Consider the following 20,645-nt stretch of genomic DNA (forward strand, 5'->3'; position numbering starts at 1 on the left):
GCCGGCGCCGCTGTCCGGCCAGGCCGGCGAACGGACCGGAACAGGTCCGGCACGGCGGCGGACGGCGGCGGCACACCGGCGGCACACCGGCGAACGGCCCCGGACGGCGCGGCGGGTCAGTCCGTGCCGTGGTAGACCTTGGGGCCCGTCGCGTTGAACGCCGCCTTGGAGGCGTCCTTCACCCAGGGCCGCACGTTCGAGGAGCCGGCGCGGTTGGTGTAGATCGCCATGGTGTGCAGCAGGTAGCGGTGGGTGTAGCCGGTCCAGCCCCAGGTCTGGGCGCGGTTCCAGGTGGTGGTGTGGCAGAGGCCGGAGCCGGGGCCCTTCTTCGGGCAGACGATGCCCCAGGCGTCGGCGTAGGTGTCGTCGAGCCGGCCGTACGCGGTGGCGGCCCGGTCGTCGCTCTTCAGCGGGACGACCCACACCGACACCATGATCCGCTTGTTCGCCGACTTGGCCGGGTTGACGTACACGCCCTTGACCATCTTGCCGCACTTGGCCTTCCGCAGCGCGGCGCGGACCTCGGCGTCGTGGTAGCGGTCGGGGCACTTCTCCACGCCGCTCGCCTTCAGGTTGTAGCGCACGCCCTTGGCGCTGGTGAAGGAGGCGGGCAGCAGGGCCGACGGCGTGATCGGGGTCGGGTCGGTGTCCTGCCGGTCGAGGTCGGCGGCGTCGAACGGGGTCTCGGTCGGCTCCTCCGTCGTCGGCTCGTCGGAGGGCAGGCTGGGGGAGGGGAGGCCGGGGGAGAACGTCGGCACGGGCAGGGACGGCGGCGCGAACGTGGACGGGAAGGCGGGCGGTGAGACGTCCGCGGTGCTCTCGCCGGCGGCCGTGACCGCGGTCAGCACGGCCCGCCCGGCCAGCACCGCCACCAGCACCACCGCCAGCCCGATCACCCCGGCCCCGACCGCGAGCCCGATCATCGCCTCGCGCGACAGACCGGACCGCGGCGGCGGCGCGGCCGGAACGGGGAAGGGACCCCGCGTCCCTCCGAGCGGGGGCCCGGGGGGACGGGGCGGGGGCCCGGATGGATGGGGCGGGGGCCCGGATGGATGGGGCGGAGGCCCGGCGGGACGGGGTGAGGTCCCGGGACTGCCGGGAGGGTCACCGGGGGCACCCGGAGCTCCGGGTGGGGGTGGGGGTGGTGGCGGTGGAGCGGGGGCGGGGGAGAGCGTCGCTGCAGTCTCCCGCAGCAGCGCGGCCCACTGCTCCAGCCCAGGCCGCCGCTCCGGCGGCTCCTGGAGCGCGGCCGCCGCGAGGCCGGCGAGCGCCGGGCTGACGGCCGTCAGCCGCCCGGCGTCCGTGGCGGACCGGTCACGGGCGAGCACGCGGACGACCAGCAACGCGAACCGGTAGGCGTCGCCGGCCGGCGTGCCCTTCCCCTCCGCGCTCTCCTCCTCGGCGCTCTCCTCCTTCGCGCCGCTCTTCTCCGCGCCGCTCTTCTCCGCGCCGCTCTTCTCCGCGCGGCTCTCCTTCGCGCCGCTTTCCTCGTCCTTCGCGCCGCTTTCCTCGTCCTTCGCGCCGCTTTCCTCGTCCTTCGCGTCGGTGTCCTCGCCGGCGGGAGCCTGCTGATCGGGCGTCTTCACCTCGGGGAACACGTCGGCGCCGGCCAGTCGCATCGCGTCGCAGCCGATGAGGAAGCACTCGGGCGGCCCTTCGGTGGCGAACAGCACGTTCCCGGGCGACAGGTCCCGGGCGACGATGTCCATCGTGTGCAGGCGGGCGAGCGTGTCCGCCAGGTCGGCCAGCAGCAACAGCCGGTCCCGGTCGCCGGCGCCGCCGATGGGAGCGTCGAGCAGGAGCTCCACCGTCGCCGGCCGCCGCTCGGCGCCGGGCGGCTCGCGCGGCTCGAAGGTGAACCGGCGAGGGATCGCCCGCATGAGGAAGCCGGTGACCGCGCCGTCGCTCTCCACCAGCTCGGCGGGCCAGGCGGCCTTGTCGCACAGCCAGGCCGCGTCCCAGCCGGGCAGGCGGCCGACCAGGCCGGCCATCGCGCCGAGGGCGGCGGCGTCGAGGCGGGGCCGGACGGACGGGTCGTACTCCTTGTAAGCGACGTCCCACTGTCCGTTGACGCGCCGGCCGGGCACCTCGTGCACCGTCCCGTGCCGGCCCTGGCCGAGCCGCCGGCCCAGGGTGAGCTCGGCGCGCTCCGCCCGGCTCACCGGGACCCGCTCCCCGGCCGGACGAGCGACGCCCGGTCACCGCCGCCGAGCGCGCCGGACGCGCCGAGCACGTCGAGAGTGTCGAGAGTGTCGCGTAAGCTCGCCTGCCGCTGTGCGCGGTGCACGTCCCGGTCCCTCCGCTCTCCCGTCTCGGCCGCCGTGCGTCGGCCGTCCTCCGGCTCCGTCCCTTCTCCGCCGACCCTAGCGTCCGCGCACGGAAGATCAAAGGCCCTCAGGCGGAGCCGCGCACGACCAGGGACGGCTCGAAGATGACCGAGGTCGGCGGGTGGTCCGGCCGCTCGATGTGGCGCAGCAGCAGCCGGGCCAGCTCGGCGGCCATGTCCTCGACGGGGTGGCGCACGGTGGTGAGCGGGGGGCGGCAGGCGGTGGCGGCGCTGCTGTCGTCGAAGCCGACCACGGCGACGTCGCCGGGCACCGTACGGCCGTGGTGCCGCAGCACGGCGAGCGCGTCCTGGAAGCCGGCCAGCCGCGCCTGCCCGGCCGGCACGTCCAGCGGGCCGGAGATCGTCACGAGGTCGTGCCGGCCCTGCGCGAGGAGGTGGTCGGCGGCGAGCTTGGCCCCGGCCCGGTGGTCGACGTCGACGTAGCTGATGGGGACCGGCCGGGCGGGCCGGGCGAACAGCACGGCGGGCAGCCGCGCCTCGGCGAGCAGCGACGGCAGCGGGTCGTCGGCGTGCGTGGAGACCAGCACGGCCCCGTCGGCGTCGCCCTGCCGCAGGTGGGCGAGCACCTGGGCGCGGGTGTCCGCGGTCTCGGCCAGCATCAGCAGGGGGTGCACGCCGCGCGGCCGCAGGAAGCCGACGATGCCGCCGACGACGCGCCCGAAGAACGGGTCGGTGAGGACCTGGCCAGGGAAGCGGCCCGTCTCGTCCTCGTCGCCCGCGCCGGAGACGACCAGGGCGATGGTGCCGGTGCGGCGGGTGACGAGCGAGCGGGCCGCCCGGTTGGGGACGTAGCCGGTGGCGGCGACGGCCTGCCGCGGGACGAACCTGGCGCGCGGCACGGCGTACGGCTACTCGCTGTGGGAGTTCGGCGTCTACGGTTAGCGCGCAAAATTTCATTCGTCAGTCATTGATGAAGACAACTTTCAGGGATATCTTCATGATCTCGTTACCCGGCGACGCCCCGCCGGGGACGCGATCGGCACCAGCGGAACTGCGCGTCTGACCGTATCTCCCCCCGTACGCACGCACCGTTCAGAGAGGTGAGCATGCCGAGCATCGGCGAGCCGACCTGGCCGAAGACCCTGAAGACCGCGATGACCGCCGTGCTGTTCGCGCTGCCCGCGGCCCTGCTCCCGCAGCAGGCCGCCCTGGCGCGGCAGCAGGACGGCGCGGCCCTCGCCGTGACCCACAAGAGCCCCTTCAACTGCGGCAAGACCTTCTACGCCAACAACTGGTTACCCGACCACAACCCGTCCGGCTCCATCGACTGGCAGGACTACGGCGGCGACGACGTCAACGGCGAGACCGTCCGCGCCACCGCCGCCGGCACCGCCTACTTCTACGACGCGGGCAGCACCAGCTACGGCAAGTGGATCGAGATCCGGCACAGCGACGGCACCCGCACCCGCTACGCCCACCTGGCCAGCATGGTCAGGGCGGCCGGCGGCTCGATGAGCGTCAGCCAGGGCACCACGATCGGCACCGTCGGCTCGACCGGCGGCTCCACCGCCCCCCACCTGCACTACGAGCAGCGCACCTCCACCGGCGCGATGGACACCAGCCCCACCGTGGACGGCGTGACCGTCGCCCTCGGCCAGAAGAAGGCCGTCACCAGCACCAACGGCTGCGGCGGCAGCGGCAACCCCTACACCGCGGAGGAGGTCTGCGGCAGCGGCTACGCGGTCATCGACTCGGCCGCGCTCACCGGCGGGCGCACGTACCTGCTCTACAACTCGGGCAACGGCTACAACTGCGTCGTGACGCTGAAGAGCACGAACCTCGGCTCGGCGTCCGCGGTCTCGGCCTTCCTGGAGCCGCAGGGCGAGAGCAGGACGACCGACTCGGGCAGCTACGCCTACTACGCCGGCCCGGTCCGGCGCGACGCGGCCGGCCAGTGCGTCAGGTGGGGCGGCTCCGTCGGCAGCAGCTCCTACACCAGCGGCTTCGAGCACTGCGGCTGAGCCCGCGCCCGTCCCCCGTCCCGTGCGGCACCGGCGCACGGGACGGGCGGCCGGTCACGACCCCGCCCGCCCTCTCTTGTCCACGCACCTCACCCCTGGCGTCTCACACCCACCCGACGCGCACACCCTCGGCTCCGGGCTCGATCCGGACGCCCGCCGCCTCCGGATCCGCCCAGGTCACACTCACCCCGCCCGCGTCGACCCGCACGTCACCGACCTCCGCCCGCACGTCCTCCAGCGGACGCCCACCGTCGTCGAGTACGGCCACGCACACCGCCCACCCGTCGGCGGCGACCCCCTCAAGCGCGGGCACACTCGCCGGCCCGCCGAAGGCCGTCCCCTCGGGAGCGGCGAGGACGCCGGCCCTGTCGTAACCGTGCAGCCCGCTCAACCAGGAGCGCAGACCGTCGTCAGCGGACACCAGCGTGACCGACCGCTCACCGGCCTCGGCGCCGGCGCGGGGGAGCGCCCACCCCGTCTGCCGCACCGCCGACCCGGCCGCGACCCGATGCACCCGCACCTCCACCGCGCCCCGCACCACGCTCACGCTCTCGGCCCCGCCGGCCGCCGACGCGGCCCAGGCGACGTCGCCCCGCCGCCCCGCGCCGCCCGGCCGCAGCGCGCCACGCTCCACGTCCGGGCCGATGACCTGGAAGCAGTTGTCCGGCACGTCGCCCGCCGCCGTGGGCCCGGTGTGGCTGGAGTAGGCGCACCGGTCGTAGAGCGGATCGCCGCCTTTCGCCTGATAGCCGCGGTCGCCGTTCCTGATGCCGTGGTTGAGGACCCGCGCCACCCCGTCGCCGTTCGTCACCACCAGCGCCGGTCCCGGCAGGGCCGCGATCCCGGCCGGTCCCGGCTCCTCGACGTCCGTCCAGAGCGGATGGCCGGCGGGCGCGAGCAGCCCGGCGAACGCCTTGGCCGCCCAGTACGGCGAGGCCGAGCCCGAGTACGGCTGCAACGTCGCCTCGTGCGGCCCGAACCAGCCGAGCGTCAGCAGGCCGTCCGCCGACAGCGCCCCGCGTCCGAGGAACCGCCGCACCGCCCCGGACGCCAGCCGCCGCGTCGCCCCTGGTGAGAGCGGGGTGTGCCCGGTGACCGCGCCCAGCATCAGGGAGGCGGCCGTGGCGAAGCGATAGGTCATTGAGCGTCCCAGATAGACCGGTTCGCCCTGCGCGCCGAACATCAGCGAGTAGCTCTCCAGGAACGTGCTCAGCCGGCGCTCGTGCTCGGGCATCGCCGTCCCGGACAGCAGGCCGTACAGGATGGGGTAGAAGTGCAGGGCCCACCCGTTGTAGTGGTCGAAGGCCCGGTTGTCGCCGTCGGTGTACCAGCCGTCCCCGGCGTACCAGTCCTCGATGCGGGCGAGCCCGCGCGCGACGGCGGCCCACGCGTCCTCCTCGCGGATGCCGGTCCCGGCCAGGAAGCCGCCGACGGTGACGGGGAACAGCCACCAGTTGTTCGGCGCGGGCTCGTGGTCGAACACCGTGGCCAGGTAGCCGCCGAGCCGCCGCCGTTCGACGTCGGTGAAGGTGTCCCACAGGTGCTCGCGGGTCAGCCAGAGCCCCAGCGCCAGGGACGCCGCCTCCACCATCGGCTGGAACCGGTCGGCCACGGCCGGCCAGCTGTCCGGCCCGCTGGTGAACCCGCGCCGGTACGGCTCCAGCAGCTCGGCGGGCCCGCCCCCGGCCACGCGGAAGGCCGCGATGAGGAACGTCCTGGCGAACCCCTCCATGCCGTCGCAGTCGGACCAGCTCGCCCGGCCGGGCAGCCGGATCGCCGCGCCGTCCGCTGACCGGTACGGCTCGACGGCGGCCAGCAGGCCGTCGGCCAGGGCCTCCCAGTGCGTCCTGGTCCAGCCCGTGTACGGGCTCAGCGATCGATCCTCCGGCGGCAGCTCCAACGCGACTCCTGAATGCTCGGCGGCAGGCGGACGGACGGACGGAAAACGCTTTCCGCACCTCCGACTGTAGTGACCGTCCCGCCGAGGACACAACCGCCGCCCGCGAACCGGCACCTCGCCTCGCCCAAACTCACCCCGGAACCGGTGACATTTGCATCTGTCGGCCCAGGCCCGCCCAGTCCAAGGTGAGTATCCGAAAGCCCGCCTCCCTTCACGCGCACAAACCACGCAACTCCCTCCCACGCCCCGCCCACGAGCTGACCACCCGCCTCCGGAAGCAACAGGAGGCGATGACGCAAGGCGACAGACACAAGGCGAGGTCCGCATGACCCTGCAGATCACGCGCGGCAGGCCCCCGCGCCCGGCCGTCACCGCCACCCGCGCGGCGCCTCTACCCTGGTCTCCGGTCACACGCGAACGGTCGGGGGGTGAGCCCACGGTGTCCCTGAGGTCCGAAAGCCTGGTGCGGCTGGCCCCGGCGGGCCTGGTGACGGGCGCCGCCGCGGTGCTGCCGCTGCTGCAGGTCGTGCTGGGGTTCGGCTACCTGGGCAACGACACCCGCACCGGCCTGGTCAGCCTCGCGGCCACCGCGGCCTACCTGCCGCTGCACCTCCGGCACGTGTGGTACGCCGCCCACGCGGCCCGCCCGCCGGCCGCCTACGCGACCCTCGCGGTGGTGACCGTGATCATCGTCAGCGCCACGCCCTGGGCCGGGACCATGTGGCCGAGGGCCTACGTGGGCCTCATCGTGTCGGCGCTCCTGGTGCTGCCCGCTCCGTGGTCGTACGTCGTGTACGCGACGGTGCCGGTCGCCACCGTGCCGGTGGCCCGGGCGCTCGGGCTGCCGTGGACGTCCGTGCCGTGGCTGCTGTTCTCGGTGGTGGCAGGAAGCACGGCGATGCTGCTGATGATCTGGCTCGCCGCGGCGCTCACCCGGTTGCGGGCGGCCCGCGAGGCGCTGGCGCAGCAGGCGGTTACCCAGGAACGCCGCCGCATCGACGACGACCTGCGCCGCACCCTGGGCGGCGCGCTGGAGGCGATCGCGGCCCGCGGCGAGCGGGCGGGCGGCCGGCTCGCGCGGGGAGAGCAGGCCGGCCTGGCGGACGAGCTCACCGCGCTCGCCGACGACTCCAGGCGCACCCTCGCCGAGGCCAGGCAGCGCGTCCGCGGCTACCGGCAGCCGTCGTTGCGGGCCGAGCTGGAGACCGTCGCCACCCTGCTGTCCGCGGCCGGGATCGAGACCCGCCTCGACCTGCCCACGTCCGGCATGCCGGACACGATCGCGCCGGGGCCGCGAGCCGCCCTGCGCGCCACCGTCACGCGCCTGCTGCGCGACGACACCGTACGCACCTGCGAGATCACGGTGGTCGGCCCGAACGGCCGGGTCCGCCTGGAGCTGCGCAGCGACCTCGTCGACGAGACGATCGAGGTGCCGGCATGAGCCCGTCGATCCCGCCCCCGTGGGTGCTGCGCCACCCGCACTGGCCGCTGATCGCCCTGCACGTCCCGCTGACCCTCCAGGTGCCGGTCTACACGATCCTCGGCATGGACGGCCCGCCCGGCGATCCGCTCGTCGCGATCCTGCTGGCGGCCCTGGCCGGCGCGATCCAGCTCCGGCACAGCCTCGCCGCCGCCCGGGGCGAGCGTCCGGCCGGGTGGCCCCTGACCCTGACCGCGATCATCCTCATCGCGGACGTGCCGATCTGGTGGCTCGGCTCCAACTGGGAGGGCTTCGGCATCTTCGCCCTGGCCTCTTCGGTGGTGCTGCTGCGCGGGCGGCTGATGCCGGCCGTCGCCGTCGTCCAACTGCTGATCAACGCCGCGCGGGAGATGCTCGTGACGGTGCAGGCGGACGACTGGACGGTCCCGCAGCTGTTGCTCATGGGCCTGTACGCCGTCATCGCCACCAGTCTGTACGCGGCCGCTCTGGTCGGGGGCGCCCGGCTCGCCCTGCTGGTGACCGAGCTCGACGCCACCCGCGCCGAGCTCGCCGCCACGGCGGTCGGCGAGGAGCGCATCAGGGTCTCGCGCGACCTGCACGACCTGCTCGGCCAGAGCCTGTCGGCCATCGCGCTCAAAGGCGACCTCGCGCTGCGGCTGCTGATCAACGACACCGAGGCCGCCCGCGCCGAGATCGAGAGCCTCACCGGCGTGGCCCGCGACGCCCTGCGCGACGTACGCGCGATCACCCGCGACGAGCACGCCGTGTCGCTGCGCACCGAGATCGACGGCGCCGCGGCCCTGCTCCACGCCGCCGGGGTCGAGACCCGCCTCGACGTGGCCGACCTGCCGCCGCTGACGGGCCCCGCCCAGGACGCGCTGGCCTGGGCCATCCGCGAGGGCACCACCAACCTGCTGCGCCACAGCGACGCCCGCACCTGCGCCATCATCCTGTCCCGCGACGACGGCAAGGTGCACCTGGAGATCGTCAACGACGGCGTCCGCGCCCTCACGGACGACCCGACCCCGGCCCGCCCGGCCCCTGGACGACCGACCCCAGCTCACTTGAGCTCAGCGCAATTGACCGCTGCGGCGTCGGCTGGATCAACCTCGAACGGGTCGAGCTCGGCCGGCACCGTCGATCCGAGCCCCGGCGGCGGCAACCGCCATGGCACTGCGAGCGACGGCGCAGGGCGAGCCGTCGTCGGCCACGGGTCAGGCCTGTCCGGGGTGGCCGAACGGGTCCGGGCCGTGTCCGGCTCGTCGGCCGCCACCGTCCGCGACGGCCGGTTCCGGCTGTCGGTCGAGGTCCCTGAGGAGGCAGTGTGATCCGCGTGCTGATCGCCGAGGACATGCACATGATCCGGTCCGCACTGGTCGCGCTGCTGTCACTCGAGGACGACATGGAGGTCGTCGCCGAGATCGAGCGCGGCGACGAGGTCCTGGCGACGGCGCTGCGGGTGCGCCCGGACGTCGCCGTCCTCGACATCGACATGCCCGGCCTGGACGGCCTGTCGGCCGCCGAGCTACTGGCCGAGCAGCTACCCGGCTGCCGCGCCCTCGTGCTCACCGGGCTGAGCCAGCCCGGCAATCTCCTGCGCGCGCTGAAGGTCCACGTGCGGGGTTTCATCGTCAAGGACGCACCCGCGCAGACCCTCACCGACGGCATCCGCCGCATCGCCCGCGGCGAACGCGTGATCGACCCCGAACTCGTCGCGGCGGCCCTGGAGACCGGCAGCAGCCCGCTCACCGCCCGGGAGACCGAGGTCCTGCGGGTCGCCGCCAGCGGCGTCCGCACCGCCCAGATCGCCACCCAGCTCTCCCTGTCGCAGGCCACCGTGCGCAACTACCTGTCGAACGCGATCAGCAAGGTGGGCGCCCGCAACCGCATCGACGCCATCCGCATCTCCCGCGACGCCGGCTGGCTCTGACCCGCCCACTCACCCCCGACGCCACCGGATTCGGCCCGCCCCTCAGCCCAACCCGCCCGTCAGCCCCAATGCCGGGAAGTCGCGGGCTTGGGGCACGCCGGGTTCGGCATGGATGGCGTGCAGGAGGTTCTCCACCATGCGCACCGACGGGACGGGCCGGGCGTCGTCGCGCCCTGGCACGCCGTGGCCGGCACCCAGGCCCGGGCGGTGGTCGCGCGGGCGGAGGCCGTCATGGGCCGAGCGTCGCCCTTCCAGGCGGGGCGCGCCTGAGTGGGCGGCTACTCGGAATCGCCGATCTGCGCGCTCGCACCCGGCGTCAGGCGGTGGTAGCGGGCCGTGGTGCCGGGGCCGTGCTCGCCCAGGATGCCGCCGAGCACCGTGGTGCCGACGTCGTTCAGAGCGCCGTCGTGGATGGCGTAGGCGTCCCGCGGGCCGACCTCGCGGACGTAGTCGATCAGCTGGCCGGTGGTGGACCAGGGGGCGTGCACCGGCAGCAGCAGCGTGCCGACGGCGGCGTCGGGGACGGTCAGGGCGTCTCCGGGGTGGAACAGGACGTCGTCGATGAGGAAACCGACGTTGGTGATGCGGGGGATGTCGGGGTGGATGACCGCGTGCCAGGCGCCGTGGACCTTCACGTCGAACCCGGCCGCGCCGAACGCCGCGCCTTCCCCGACCGCCGTGACCCGCGTGCCGAGGCCGTCCAGCTGTCCGGCCACCGAGGAGTCGGCCCAGATGCGCAGGCCCGGGTTGTCCGCGGCGGCCCGGCGCAGCCGCTCCTCGGAGAAGTGGTCGAAGTGCTCATGCGTGACCAGGACCGCGTCGGCGCCGTCCAGCGCCTGCGGCTCGGTCAGGCCGCCGGGGTCGATGACCAGGCGGCGGCCGTCCTTCTCGACGCGGACGCAGGCGTGGCCGAACTTGGTGAGCAGCACAGGGGGCAACCTTTCTGGTAAACAGTACAACCAAACTGTACAACTAGGTCTCACAATATTGGGTAGGATGTCCCGTATGGACGAAGATGCGCTGGCGGAGGAGCTGCGGCAGTCGATCGGGGAGCTGGTCCGGGCGGTGCGGGTCGTGGACACCATGCCTCCGGGGGAGGCGGCCGCCCTCGGCTTCCTCGACCGCCTCGGCCCCATGACCACGGCCGACCTCGCCCACCGCCGCAGGGTCACCCACCAGTCGGCGGCCAAGTCCGTCAAAGAGCTGCTCAACGCCGGTCTGGTGCGTACCGAGCCCCATCCCGGCGACGGCCGCAAACTCCTGCTGCACATCACTGGCGACGGGCGCGCCCGCCTGCAGCGCGAACGCGACCGGCGCGCCGGCACCCTGGACGCCGCCATCCGGGACGTCTTCACCCCTGAAGAGCGGGAGCAACTACGCGCCTGCGTCCCCCTGCTCTCCCGCCTGACCGCGCACCTGACCGGAGACTGACGCGCGGCGAACGGCACGACCCATGGGGCTCTTGCCCGGTTGCGACCGTCGACGTCGCGACCGTCAACCGCGGGTGAACGACCGTTGCGATGCTCGCCGTTGATCCGCGGCACCGCCCGGCGGGAAGCTTGGCCCATCCCGAGAACACCGCCCGCCGGAAGGCTGATCAGCCATGTCCCGCCACACGGCGGCGCGCGTCGTTCACCTGAGCTCCACACCGAAGACGAGGAACCATGAGAACCCAGACCCCACCGGCGGCCAAGGCCATGCGGCGTGCGGCGGTCACGGCGGTGGCCGCCGCGCTACTGGCCGGGACGGCCACCCCCGCGATGGCCGCCAAGGACCACGACCGCCCGGAACTGCGCAAGGCCATGCAGGCGTTCGTCGACGCCGGTTTCACCGGGGTGCAGCTGCGCGTACGCGACGAGCGGGGTGAGTGGACCGGCAGCGCCGGGGTGCGCAAGCTGGGCCAGGCCGCCAAGCCTCCGACGAACGGCTCGTTCTGGGTGGGCAGCAACACCAAGACCTTCGTCTCGACCATGGTGCTGCAGCTGGTGGCCGAGGGCAAGGTCCGCCTGGACGGCCCGGTGGACGACTACCTGCCCGAGTACGGGCTGGACCGGCGCATCACGGTGCGGATGCTGCTGCAGCACACCAGTGGCCTGTTCAACTACACCGGTGACTTCGACCCCGACGGTTCGTGGGTGCCCGGCATCCCCGCGATGAACAAGGACTGGCTGGACAACCGGTTCAAGACCTACCAGCCCGAGGAGCTGGTACGGCTGGCGCTGTCCAAGCCGGCCAGGTTCGATCCGGGCGCGGACCAGCAGTACACCAACACCAACTACACCCTGGCCATGCTGCTGGTCGAGAAGGTCAGCGGCCGCGCGTACGGCGAACAGCTGCGGCAGCGCATCCTGCGCCCGCTCGGACTGAAGGACACCCTGCCGGCGGGCAACCGGACGGAGCTGCCCGGGCCGCACGCCCACGGCTACTACCGCTATGAGGAGGACGGCCGGTCCAAGACCGTCGACATCAGCCGCCAGAACCTGTCCCTGCTGTCCGGCGCCGGTGACCTGATCTCGACCACGAAGGACCTCGCGACGTTCTTCTCCGCGCTGAACGCCGGCAAGCTGCTGCCGCCCGCGCTGCTGACCGAGATGCGCACGCCGAACCCGAAGATGAGCTACGGCCTGGGGATGTACGCGGAGAACCTGGGCTCGGACTGCGGCATGGTCTATCGCCACAACGGCAGCCCGCCGCACGGCTACGGGGCGCTGATGTACAGCTCGCCCGACGGCAGGACGACCCTGACCGGCTCGGTGACCTGGGTGGACGACGCCACCAGGGGCCCGGCGGCGGCGAAGTGGCCGTCTCTGGTGGACGGCCTCGTCAAGCAGGTGTTCTGCGACGGGCAGACCGCAGGCTGACGGCCCAGGAGGCCGGCCACCGTCGTCGTGCTCGCCCGGCGCCCATCGCCGATCTGCGCCATGAGCTCGGCCAGGTCTGCGGGCCGCCTGGGCGGGCATGCCGCTGGCTTGACCCGGCCTGACCCGGTTCGGCCTGGTTCGGGCTACGGCTCGGTTGCAGGTGGGCGCCGGCCGCGGATCCCGTTCGGGTCTGGCCCGATCCGGCCCGCTCCTATTTCTGGCCCGTCGCTTTCTGCCGATACCGCGTCAGGTTGCCGCGGGTGGCCACGGTCAGAGGGTGGTCGGGGCCCAGGAGCCGTTCGCAGTCGGCCAGCAGGTCCTCGAACGCGGCCGCGGCGCCCGCCGCGTCCCCCGCCTCGCCTTGCCATCCCGCCAGGTTGTGGCGGGTGCCCAGGGTGTGCGCGTGGTCGGCGCCCAGCAGCCGCAGGACGTCCGCATGCAGATCCTTCAGCAGGGCGCCCGAGCGTGCCAGCTCGCCTGCCTCAGCCAGCCATTTCGCGAGTTGGCTCCGCAGCGTCAGGGTGTCGGGGTGATCCGGGCCCAGCACCCGCAGACAAGGGGCCTGCAGTTCCTCGAGCGCGGCGATCGCGCCCGCGACGTCCCCCGCCCTGCCCCGGTACGTGGCCAGGTTGGCGCGGGTGATCAGCGTGTGAGGGTGTTCGGGGCCGAGCACGCGCTTCTGGACGGTCAGCAGGTTCTCCAGTGTGGCGGTCGCGCCGGCCGCGTCCGCCTCGCCGCGCCATCGCGCGAGGCCGTGCCGGGTGATCAGGGTGTCGGGGTGTTCGGGGCCGAGCACCCGCTCCTGGACGGCCAGCAGTTCCTCGCACACGGTGACCGCGCCTGCCGCGTCACCTGCCTGGCCCAGCCAGGCGGCCCGGTTGGCGCGGGCGGTGAGTGTCAGGGGGCTCTCGGGGCCCAGCACGCGCGCGAAATCGGTCACCAGTTCCTTGAACTCGGCGGCCGCGCCCGCAGCGTCCCCGATCTCGCCCCTGCAGTACGCCAGGCCGCCGCGGACGATCAAGGTGTGGGGATGGTCGGCGCCCAGCGCTCGCTCGCAGTCGGGCAGCAGCTCCTCGAACGCGGCGACAGCACCTGTCGCGTCCCCCGCCCGCCCCCGCCATCGCGCCACGTTGTAACGGGCGGACAGGGTGTCGGGGTGGTCGGGGCCGAGGCGCCGCAGGCAGATGGCGAGCAGGTCGGCGCTGAAGGCGCCGGCGACCGCGGGCCGGCCGGCCTCACCGAGGCTGTTGACGGCATGGAACAGCAGGTGATGTGCACCGGTGTCCGGTTCGCAGAGGGCGGTGCCGCAGGTCGTGAGCAAGGCGGTCGCGTTGGCGCGCAGGACCGGGCCGAGCTGGTCGCGTTCGATCGGCGGCCAGATGAGCAGCAGGGCGTCGGCGGCGCTGTGGGCCACCTCGGCGAACAGGTGCGGACCGAGCTCGGGCAGGGCGATCAGGTTCTCGCGGGTGGCGCGCTGGATGAGCTGGTGGACGCGGACCTCGCGGTGCATCGCGGTGCGGTCGTGGTCGAGGAGGTTGTGCCGGTGCAACACCCGCAGCACCTCGTCCACCGTGTCCGCGTCCACGGCGTGGCCGTCCTCGGCCGCGGCGCCGGCCGGGGCCCCGGGCAGGTAGCTGGTCAGGTACTCCAGGGCGGGTGGGCTGGTCAGCGCCGCTTGCGGGATGCCCGCCGGGTCCAGGACGCCGGCCAGGTACAGCACCGGGCGGGCCAGCCCGGCGGGCGCGACCCGGTCGGCGTGGCCGACGGACAGCTCCCAGGTGGCGGTGACGATCCGGCGATGCCCGTCCGGCAGGTAGTCCTCACCCGGCACGGCGTGGGCCAGCAACCTCCCGGCCAGCCGTCGCCGGTAGGCGGCGCAGGTGACGTCGGCGTTGCCGATGTAGGCCGCCGCCTGGGCCAGGGCCAGCGGCAGCAACCCCAGGTCGGCGGCGAGGCCGTCCAGCTCGGCGACGGGGTCCCGGTCGCCGAGCTTGGCCCGCAGGTAGGTGCGGGCCTCTGCCTCGGTGAAGGTGCCGATGGCGACCGTACGCCGGTCCGCCCCGGCGAGGGCCGCCTCCCGCAGCCGGGTGGTGACCAGCACCCGGCCGCCCGCCGCCGACGCGACCGCCGGCGGCCACAGCCCGTTCAGATCCTTGGGACGCCGCACGTCGTCCAGCACCACCAGCCAGGGCCGGTCGGTGATCTCGGCCCAGAGCAGGAACTCCTGCGCCGCCCGCTCCGGATCCTCCCGTCCGGCCGGCAGGGACAGCCGCGTCGCGGCGTCGGCGTAGGCGGATACGATGCCGTCGCGGGTGGCGGCGTCCGCCCAGACCAGGACCTCCGTTCCCTGCTGCCAGGCGCGGCGGGCGTAGGAGGCGGCGAGCTGCGTCTTGCCGACCCCGCCCGTTCCGGTCAGGACCTGGGTCGGCACCACGGCCCCGGCCGGGTCGGTCGCCGTTCGGACGTGTTCGGCGACCTGCCGGTCCTGGAAGCAGTCGGCCGGTTGCGGGATCACCCCGACCCGGATCCGGTCCCGGGCCTGGACCTGGTCTCGGTCTCCATCCCGGTCCCGGTTCGTCGTGTCGGCCCGCCCGGAGGGGCCGATGTCGGTCGGGGTGGTAGGGGCGGGCACATGTGCAGGGGGAGGTGCTGGGAGGGGGCGTGGGGTGGGGCGGGTGCGGTCGGCGGTCATCAGGTGGTCCCATTCCCGTGGTGACAGGGCGGGTTCGTCCGCCCACCCGGCCAGGGTCTGGCCGATCTGCACCAGCTGGTCCAGGTTCCGGGGCTCGGCGGCTCCGGTCGCCCAGCCGTTCACGGTCGAGTACGGCACGTCCGAGACCGCCGCGAGTCTCTTCTGCGTCACCTGGCCAGGGCTGTGCGCGCGGGCCTGGTCCCACAGCCGGGCCAGCTCCGCCAGTACGCGGGAAGTGGACCCTTCCGGCCGGAACTCCCCCACGGCGCCCCGCCTCCTCACCTGCCGCAGACCGTCCTCCGCGATCCGGCCCGGACCGGCCCGGATCCCCGCTCACCGGCAGCGTAGCCGTGCGGATCCGGATTGATCCGGCATATCTTCACGTTCGCCGGCGGGCCGGGTGGGATGCGGGCATGACGAACACCGACACCCCGGCGCGGGCCGGGACCGCGTCCGCACCGCAACGCCGATCCGCCGCCCGGCGGCGGCTCCGTCGCGCCATCGGGACGGCCTTCGCCAGAGGCGCCGCGCACGCCGCCGGCACCGGCGTCGTCGGCCTGCTGTTCTGGTGGTTCACGCACCGGTGACCGGCCGCCCGGCCGGTCAGGACGACGACGACAGGGTCTCGTGCAGCCAGGCGCGTTCGGCGCGGCTCGTGGCCCGGGCGATGACCAGCATGCCGCGCCGGTACGGGTCATCCACGTCCGCCGCCCGCAGGGGCCGGTCGCCGTCGTAGAAGAAGCCGGCGGGCTGCTCCAGGAACGCCAGCCGCCGGCGCAGGACGGCGTGCTGCTCGGCGACGTCGGGCAGCAACGACAGGAACGCCAGCACGGTGAAGAAGCGCGTGCTGTCGGTGATGTCGTGCTCGGCCGGGGAGCGGAGGCGGCGCAGCAGCTCGGCGCGGCCGTCGCCGGTGAGGCTGAGCGTCTGGCGCTGGGCGGCGGCGCTGCCCGGCTCGGCACGCCTCTCCAGCAGGCCGGCTCGCACCAGGCGGTTGATCGCCGGGTAGAGGCTGCCGTCGCTGACGGGACGGCTGTGCCCGGACAGCGCCGCGACCCGCCGCCGCAGCTCGTAGCCGTGCAACGGTCCTTCGGCGAGGAACCCCAGGATGGCCAGCTCCAGCATGCTGCTATCCTGCCACATCGAAACGATGTACCTCGAATCGATGTATGGAGGCCTCGTGACGTACACGGAGGAGTGGGTGGCGGCGCGGGCGCGGGCCGCCTACGAAGGCGGGCGGGCCTCGTTCCCGGTCCGCGCCGGACGTTCGGCGCTGCTGGTCATCGACATGCAGGACGAGTTCGTCCGGCCGGAGTGGAGCCCGTACTGGGTGCCGGCCGCCACGCGCATGGCGCCCCGGCTGCGCCGGCTCGTCCGGCACTGCCGGGACGCGGGCGTGCCGGTGATCTGGACGATCTTCGACGACACCCACCTCGGGCTGGACCGTCCGCACGCCCTGCGGTACCTGCCGCACGACGACACCGGCTGGCGGCGGCCCGGGCCGGCGGACGTCTGGGCGGAGATGGGACGCCGCGACGACGAGGTCCTGATCCGCAAGCCCTCCTACGGAGCCTTCTACGACACCCCGCTCGACACCATCCTGCGCAACCTCGGCCGGGACACCGTCATCGTCACTGGCACGCTGACCAACTACTGCTGCGGCACGACCGCGCGGCAGGCGTACGAGCGCGGGTACCGGGTGGTGTTCGGGGCGGACGTCACGGCCACCGACGACGAGTCCCGGCAGGAGCCCGAGCTGGCGGTCCTGCGCAAGGGGTTCGCGCTGGTGTTGACGGCCGAGGAGATCGCGGCCCGGCTGACGCCTGACCGCACGGCCCCGGCCGGCGCCCCGGTGGAGGCGCGGCGGGCCGGGTGAGCGGATGACCCCGTCGCACGGTCATGACCGCGCCGCACGGTCATGACCCCGCCGGGCAGGACTGGGCCTCCCGACGGGACTGGGCCTCCAGGCGGGTCAGGGCCTCCAGGCCCGCGCCCACCAGCCCGGCGTCCTCGCCGAGCGCGGCCCGTGACAGCGGTACGGCGGCCGGGCCGGGCAGCGCCTCGGCGCGGTAGGCGGCCTCCAAGGGCTCCAGCAGGACGGCCCCCAGCATCGAGACCCCGCCCGCGATCACGACGGCGTCCGGGTCGATCAGGTTGGCGGCGCCGGCGAGGACCCGGCCCAGGAGCGCCGCCGCATCGGCGATCACCGGGGAGCCGAGCCGGCCGATCTCGGCCAGCGGCAGCGCCCGCCCGGTCTCCCGGAGGTAGGCGCGCTCGATCGCGGGCCCGGACGCGTACGCCTCGACGTGGTCGAGCGCGCCGCAGGAGCAGCGCAGCCGCGCGGCGGCCGGGGCGGGCAGGTGGCCGAGGCTGCCGGCGGTCCCGGTGCGGCCCGTCCGCACCCGGCCCTCGACGCAGACCGCGCCGCCGATGCCCGTCCCGACGGCGACGACCAGCGCCGTCCTGGCGCCCCGGGCCGCGCCGATCCGCGCCTCGGCGACGCCGGCGGCGTGGCAGTCGTTCAGCACGGTCACCGGCAGCCGCAACGCCCGCTCGGCCGCGCCTCTGACGTCGGTGCCCGCCCAGCCGGTGAGCAGATCGGTCGAGGAGGCGATGCGGCCCCGCGGGTCGACGGTCCCGGCCGTGGCGATCCCGCAGGCCGCGGCCCGTTCCCGCAGCGGCCGGGCGAGGTCGAGGACGGCCCCCAGGATCGACGGGCCGGCGGGGGTGGCGGTCCTGCGGCGTTCGAGCAGCGTGCCGTCCGCCGCCACCAGCCCGACGGCGATCTTCGTGCCGCCGATGTCGACGGCCAGCGCGAGCGGGGGACGCGGGCCCGGCGAGGAGCACGGTCCAGGGGAGGGGAGTGCTGGTGAGGGGGGTTCGGGTGGGGCGAGCTGGGTCGGGGGAGGGACGCGGGTGGGCGGGGAGGGCAGGGTGTGCGGCGGCGGGGATGAGGGCGAGGTGTGCGGCGGCGGGGATGAGGGCGGGGATGAGGGCGGGGATGAGGGCGGGGAGCCGGCGGGGTCGTCCAGCGGGTCCCGTGCGGGCGGTCTCATCGCGGTGTGGCGGCGGCCAGCCGCCGGGTGACGGCGATCGGGTCGGTGATCGCGCCGCCGACCACCACGGCCCACGCGCCCGCCCCGAACGCCCGCCGCACCTGCTCCTCGGTCCGGTACCGGCCTTCGGCGGCCACCCGCACGCCGCGCGCGGCGAGCGCCTCCACCAGGCCCAGGTCGGGGTCGGGCGGGGTGGGGAGCTGGCGCGCGGTGTAGCCGGACAGGGTGGTCCCGACGACGTCCGCGCCCGCGTCCCAGGCGGCCAGGCCCTCCTCCAGCGTCGAGACGTCCGCCATGACCGGCAGCCCCAGGCCGTGGACGTGCTCGATCAGCGCCGGCCCCGGCCCGGGCGACTCCGGCGTGAGGTCCACGGCGATCATGTCGGCCCCGGCCGCGGCGAGCTCCGTCGCCAGCTCCGCGGTGGGCGTGATCACGTCGCGGTGCCCGTGCCTGACCTTGTGCAGGCCGATCACCGGCGCGCCGGTGCGGCGGCGCACGGCGGTGATGTCGGCGGCCGAGTTGACCCGCAGCCCGGCCGCGCCGCCGAGCACGGCGCACTCGGCCAGCCGGGCGATCACCTCCGGGTCCCGCAACGGGTGCCCGGCCGGCGCCTGGCAGGAGACGACGAGCCCGCCGCGCAGCCGCCCCATCCGCGCGCCGCCGCGCGAGAGAGACGATGGGCATGCCCAATTGGGTGACGTGTGCATGGATCCCCTCGGGAGACGTGGAGTCTTTCCTGATCGGTATAGGTCAGGCTGTGGGTGGCGGTCAAGCTTTTGGTGTACACCAATTCGAGGCTAGACTCCGGGCATGAGCAAGTCCGATGGGCTGCGCCGGCACCTGACCGGCCTTCTGGTGAGCGAGCTGGCCCCGCACGAGCGGCTGCCGCCGGAGCGCGTCCTCGCCGAGGAGTTCGCCGTCAGCAGGCTCACCGTGCGGCGCGTCATCGACGAGCTCGAACGGGAAGGACGGGTCTACCGCGTCCAGGGGTCGGGCACGTTCGTCAGCGAGCCGCGCATCCGCAAGTCGGTCGAGCTGACCTCCTTCAGCGAGGACATGCGCTCGCGCGGCCTGCGTCCCGGCTCGCTGGAGGTGAGCTGCGAGCGGGTCCCGGCCGGCGCCGGCGTCGGCTACGCCCTGGGCCTCAGCCCGTCGGCCGAGGTCCTGCACATCCGGCGGGTGCGCACCGCCGACGACGAGCCCATGTGCCTGGAGCACAGCTACCTGCCCGCCGAGCTGCTGCCCGGCGGCCTGGAGCCGGAGGAGCTGCACGGCTCGCTGTACGAGGTGCTGGCGGCCCGCCACGGGCTGACCCTGCACCGGGCGGAGCAGACGATCAAGGCGACCGTCCTCGACCCGGACGACGCGCGGGCCCTCGGCGCGCCGCCGTTCTCCCCGGCCTTCCTCGTGCAGCGCACCGGGTACGACGTCCGCGGGCGGGCCGTCGAGCGCGCCGACTCGCTCTACCGGGGAGACCGCTACTCCTACCGGCTGACGATCTACCGCTAGCCGGGACAGGACGGCCCGGGACAGGACGGCCCGGGGGAGCGCGGCGTCCGCGGCGGGCGGCCCGCCGCCACACCTTGACCAGCCTCCCGACCGACCCGGTGACCGCCTCGTACAGGACCCTGCGCGGGACCGGCTTCGCGCAGATCCGCCTCCCGTACGGCGGTCAGCGGGGCGGGCCGGCGGCGATGGTGGCGCGGGCGTCGGCCACCCCGCCCCGCCACCAGCCCATCGCCTCGACCCACCACGTCATGCCCGCCCGCGCGTACCCCTCCACCAGGCCGTCGGCGGCCCGCCCCTCCAGCGCCACGTCGAACCCGTCGAGCGACCCCCGCTGCCCGGCCAGGAAGTCCACCACCCGGGCGAACTCCGCCACCGGCACCGGCCGCTCGCGCCCGTAGTCGTGGAAGGTGGGCATCGCCCCGTCCCACCGGGCCGCCCGCCGGAACCCGGCGCGGACCGGCCACCGCCCCGGGCACCAGACGGGGATGCGCGGGCGTTGCACGGGCGGCGGCGGCAGCTCCGCCCACAGCCGGGTCAGCTCGGCCAGGCCGTCGTCGAGGCGGGCGGCGCGCGCCTTCAGGTCGGGGTCCTCGCCGAACTCGGCGTACTCGGCGTCCATCGAGCCGAGCCCGGCGCCGACGACCAGCCGCCCGCCCGAGAGCCGGTCCAGGGTCGCGGTCTCCTTCGCCACCGTCTGCACGCGGCGTCGCGGCAGGGCCGTCATCAGCACGCCGATCCGGATCCGGCGGGTGCGGGCCGCGATCGCCGACAGCACGACCGTCGGGCTCACGACCGGCCAGTCGCGGCGGTGGTAGAGCAGGTGGTCCCACAGGTACACGCCGTCCCAGCCGTGCTCCTCGGCGGCGACGGCCAGCTCGGTCAGCACCTGGGGGTCGCCGAACTCGCCGACGTTCGGCAGCCCGACCGCGTATCGCACCATGGGGCCAG

The 20,645-nt window shown here is 74.4% G+C and carries 19 protein-coding genes; 10 read left to right on the top strand and 9 right to left on the bottom strand.

The genetic code is table 11. The annotated features are described in order from the left end of the window. Positions 1-116 precede the first annotated feature (116 nt). Positions 117-2,162 carry a hypothetical protein gene (locus MF672_RS33580; protein WP_242381236.1) on the bottom strand — a complete coding sequence of 682 codons (2,046 nt, stop codon included), beginning with the start codon at positions 2,160-2,162 and terminating at the stop codon, positions 117-119. Between the two features lie 232 nt (positions 2,163-2,394). Beyond that, positions 2,395-3,186 carry a LacI family DNA-binding transcriptional regulator gene (locus MF672_RS33585; protein ID WP_242381237.1) on the bottom strand — a complete coding sequence of 264 codons (792 nt, stop codon included), beginning with the start codon at positions 3,184-3,186 and terminating at the stop codon, positions 2,395-2,397. Positions 3,187-3,393: 207 nt separating this feature from the next. On the opposite strand from MF672_RS33585, the gene MF672_RS33590 reads away from it, so the two are divergent. After that, entirely contained in the window at positions 3,394-4,308 is a 915-nt protein-coding gene (locus MF672_RS33590) for a M23 family metallopeptidase (RefSeq protein WP_242381257.1), read from the top strand. 103 nt (positions 4,309-4,411) lie between these two features. On the opposite strand, the gene MF672_RS33595 is transcribed toward MF672_RS33590, so the two are convergent. Further along, complete coding sequence (locus MF672_RS33595) at positions 4,412-6,208, bottom strand: DUF2264 domain-containing protein (RefSeq protein ID WP_242381238.1); 1,797 nt, start codon at positions 6,206-6,208, stop codon at positions 4,412-4,414. Positions 6,209-6,647: 439 nt separating this feature from the next. Between MF672_RS33595 and MF672_RS33600 the strand changes: the two genes are divergently transcribed. From MF672_RS33600 to MF672_RS33615, 4 genes are all read left to right on the top strand, one after another. Then, entirely contained in the window at positions 6,648-7,649 is a 1,002-nt protein-coding gene (locus tag MF672_RS33600) for a hypothetical protein (RefSeq protein WP_242381239.1), read from the top strand. After that, complete coding sequence (locus MF672_RS33605) at positions 7,646-8,977, top strand: sensor histidine kinase (protein WP_242381240.1); 1,332 nt, start codon at positions 7,646-7,648, stop codon at positions 8,975-8,977. The genes MF672_RS33600 and MF672_RS33605 overlap by 4 nt, the downstream gene beginning before the upstream one ends. Then, positions 8,974-9,579, top strand: a complete 606-nt coding sequence (locus MF672_RS33610) for a response regulator transcription factor (RefSeq protein ID WP_242381241.1) — start codon at positions 8,974-8,976, stop codon at positions 9,577-9,579. Before MF672_RS33605 ends, MF672_RS33610 begins: the two co-directional genes overlap by 4 nt. Positions 9,580-9,696: 117 nt before the next feature. Further along, positions 9,697-9,849 carry a hypothetical protein gene (locus tag MF672_RS33615; protein ID WP_242381242.1) on the top strand — a complete coding sequence of 51 codons (153 nt, stop codon included), beginning with the start codon at positions 9,697-9,699 and terminating at the stop codon, positions 9,847-9,849. 8 nt (positions 9,850-9,857) lie between these two features. Here the strand turns inward: MF672_RS33615 and MF672_RS33620 are convergent, their stop codons facing one another. Continuing rightward, complete coding sequence (locus tag MF672_RS33620; RefSeq protein WP_242381243.1) at positions 9,858-10,508, bottom strand: MBL fold metallo-hydrolase; 651 nt, start codon at positions 10,506-10,508, stop codon at positions 9,858-9,860. A 76-nt stretch (positions 10,509-10,584) separates the two neighbouring features. Here MF672_RS33620 and MF672_RS33625 point away from each other — a divergent pair, with 76 nt between their 5' ends. Together MF672_RS33625 and MF672_RS33630 are read left to right on the top strand one after the other, a co-directional pair. Next, positions 10,585-11,010 (top strand): MarR family winged helix-turn-helix transcriptional regulator, encoded by a 426-nt coding sequence (locus tag MF672_RS33625; RefSeq protein WP_242381244.1) that lies wholly within the window; start codon positions 10,585-10,587, stop codon positions 11,008-11,010. 233 nt (positions 11,011-11,243) lie between these two features. Continuing rightward, positions 11,244-12,440, top strand: a complete 1,197-nt coding sequence (locus tag MF672_RS33630; RefSeq protein WP_242381245.1) for a serine hydrolase domain-containing protein — start codon at positions 11,244-11,246, stop codon at positions 12,438-12,440. 211 nt (positions 12,441-12,651) lie between these two features. Here MF672_RS33630 and fxsT read toward each other — a convergent pair whose 3' ends face one another. After that, a complete protein-coding gene (fxsT, locus tag MF672_RS33635) occupies positions 12,652-15,396 on the bottom strand; it encodes an FxSxx-COOH system tetratricopeptide repeat protein (protein WP_242381246.1) in 2,745 nt (914 codons plus the stop codon). 149 nt (positions 15,397-15,545) lie between these two features. Between fxsT and MF672_RS33640 the strand changes: the two genes are divergently transcribed. Continuing rightward, a complete protein-coding gene (locus MF672_RS33640; RefSeq protein WP_242381247.1) occupies positions 15,546-15,719 on the top strand; it encodes a hypothetical protein in 174 nt (57 codons plus the stop codon). A 16-nt stretch (positions 15,720-15,735) separates the two neighbouring features. On the opposite strand, the gene MF672_RS33645 is transcribed toward MF672_RS33640, so the two are convergent. Next, the gene (locus MF672_RS33645; protein ID WP_242381248.1) at positions 15,736-16,257 is read right to left on the bottom strand and encodes a PadR family transcriptional regulator; all 522 of its coding nucleotides are present in this window, start codon (positions 16,255-16,257) and stop codon (positions 15,736-15,738) included. A gap of 55 nt (positions 16,258-16,312) precedes the next feature. Between MF672_RS33645 and MF672_RS33650 the strand changes: the two genes are divergently transcribed. Continuing rightward, on the top strand, positions 16,313-17,008 hold the full coding sequence (locus MF672_RS33650; RefSeq protein WP_242381249.1) for a cysteine hydrolase family protein: 696 nt from the start codon (positions 16,313-16,315) through the stop codon (positions 17,006-17,008). 40 nt (positions 17,009-17,048) lie between these two features. On the opposite strand, the gene MF672_RS33655 is transcribed toward MF672_RS33650, so the two are convergent. Together MF672_RS33655 and MF672_RS33660 are read right to left on the bottom strand one after the other, a co-directional pair. Next, positions 17,049-18,188: an ROK family protein gene (locus MF672_RS33655; RefSeq protein WP_247815543.1), complete on the bottom strand. Its 1,140-nt coding sequence runs from the start codon at positions 18,186-18,188 to the stop codon at positions 17,049-17,051. Next, complete coding sequence (locus MF672_RS33660; protein WP_242381251.1) at positions 18,185-18,838, bottom strand: N-acetylmannosamine-6-phosphate 2-epimerase; 654 nt, start codon at positions 18,836-18,838, stop codon at positions 18,185-18,187. The genes MF672_RS33655 and MF672_RS33660 overlap by 4 nt, the downstream gene beginning before the upstream one ends. Positions 18,839-18,998: 160 nt before the next feature. Here MF672_RS33660 and MF672_RS33665 point away from each other — a divergent pair, with 160 nt between their 5' ends. After that, positions 18,999-19,697 (top strand): GntR family transcriptional regulator, encoded by a 699-nt coding sequence (locus tag MF672_RS33665; protein ID WP_242381252.1) that lies wholly within the window; start codon positions 18,999-19,001, stop codon positions 19,695-19,697. A 163-nt stretch (positions 19,698-19,860) separates the two neighbouring features. Here the strand turns inward: MF672_RS33665 and MF672_RS33670 are convergent, their stop codons facing one another. Beyond that, positions 19,861-20,637 carry an LLM class flavin-dependent oxidoreductase gene (locus tag MF672_RS33670; protein ID WP_242381253.1) on the bottom strand — a complete coding sequence of 259 codons (777 nt, stop codon included), beginning with the start codon at positions 20,635-20,637 and terminating at the stop codon, positions 19,861-19,863. Positions 20,638-20,645 lie beyond the last annotated feature (8 nt).

Origin of the sequence: Actinomadura luzonensis, from assembly GCF_022664455.2 — a bacterium.
Lineage (GTDB): Bacteria > Actinomycetota > Actinomycetes > Streptosporangiales > Streptosporangiaceae > Nonomuraea > Nonomuraea luzonensis.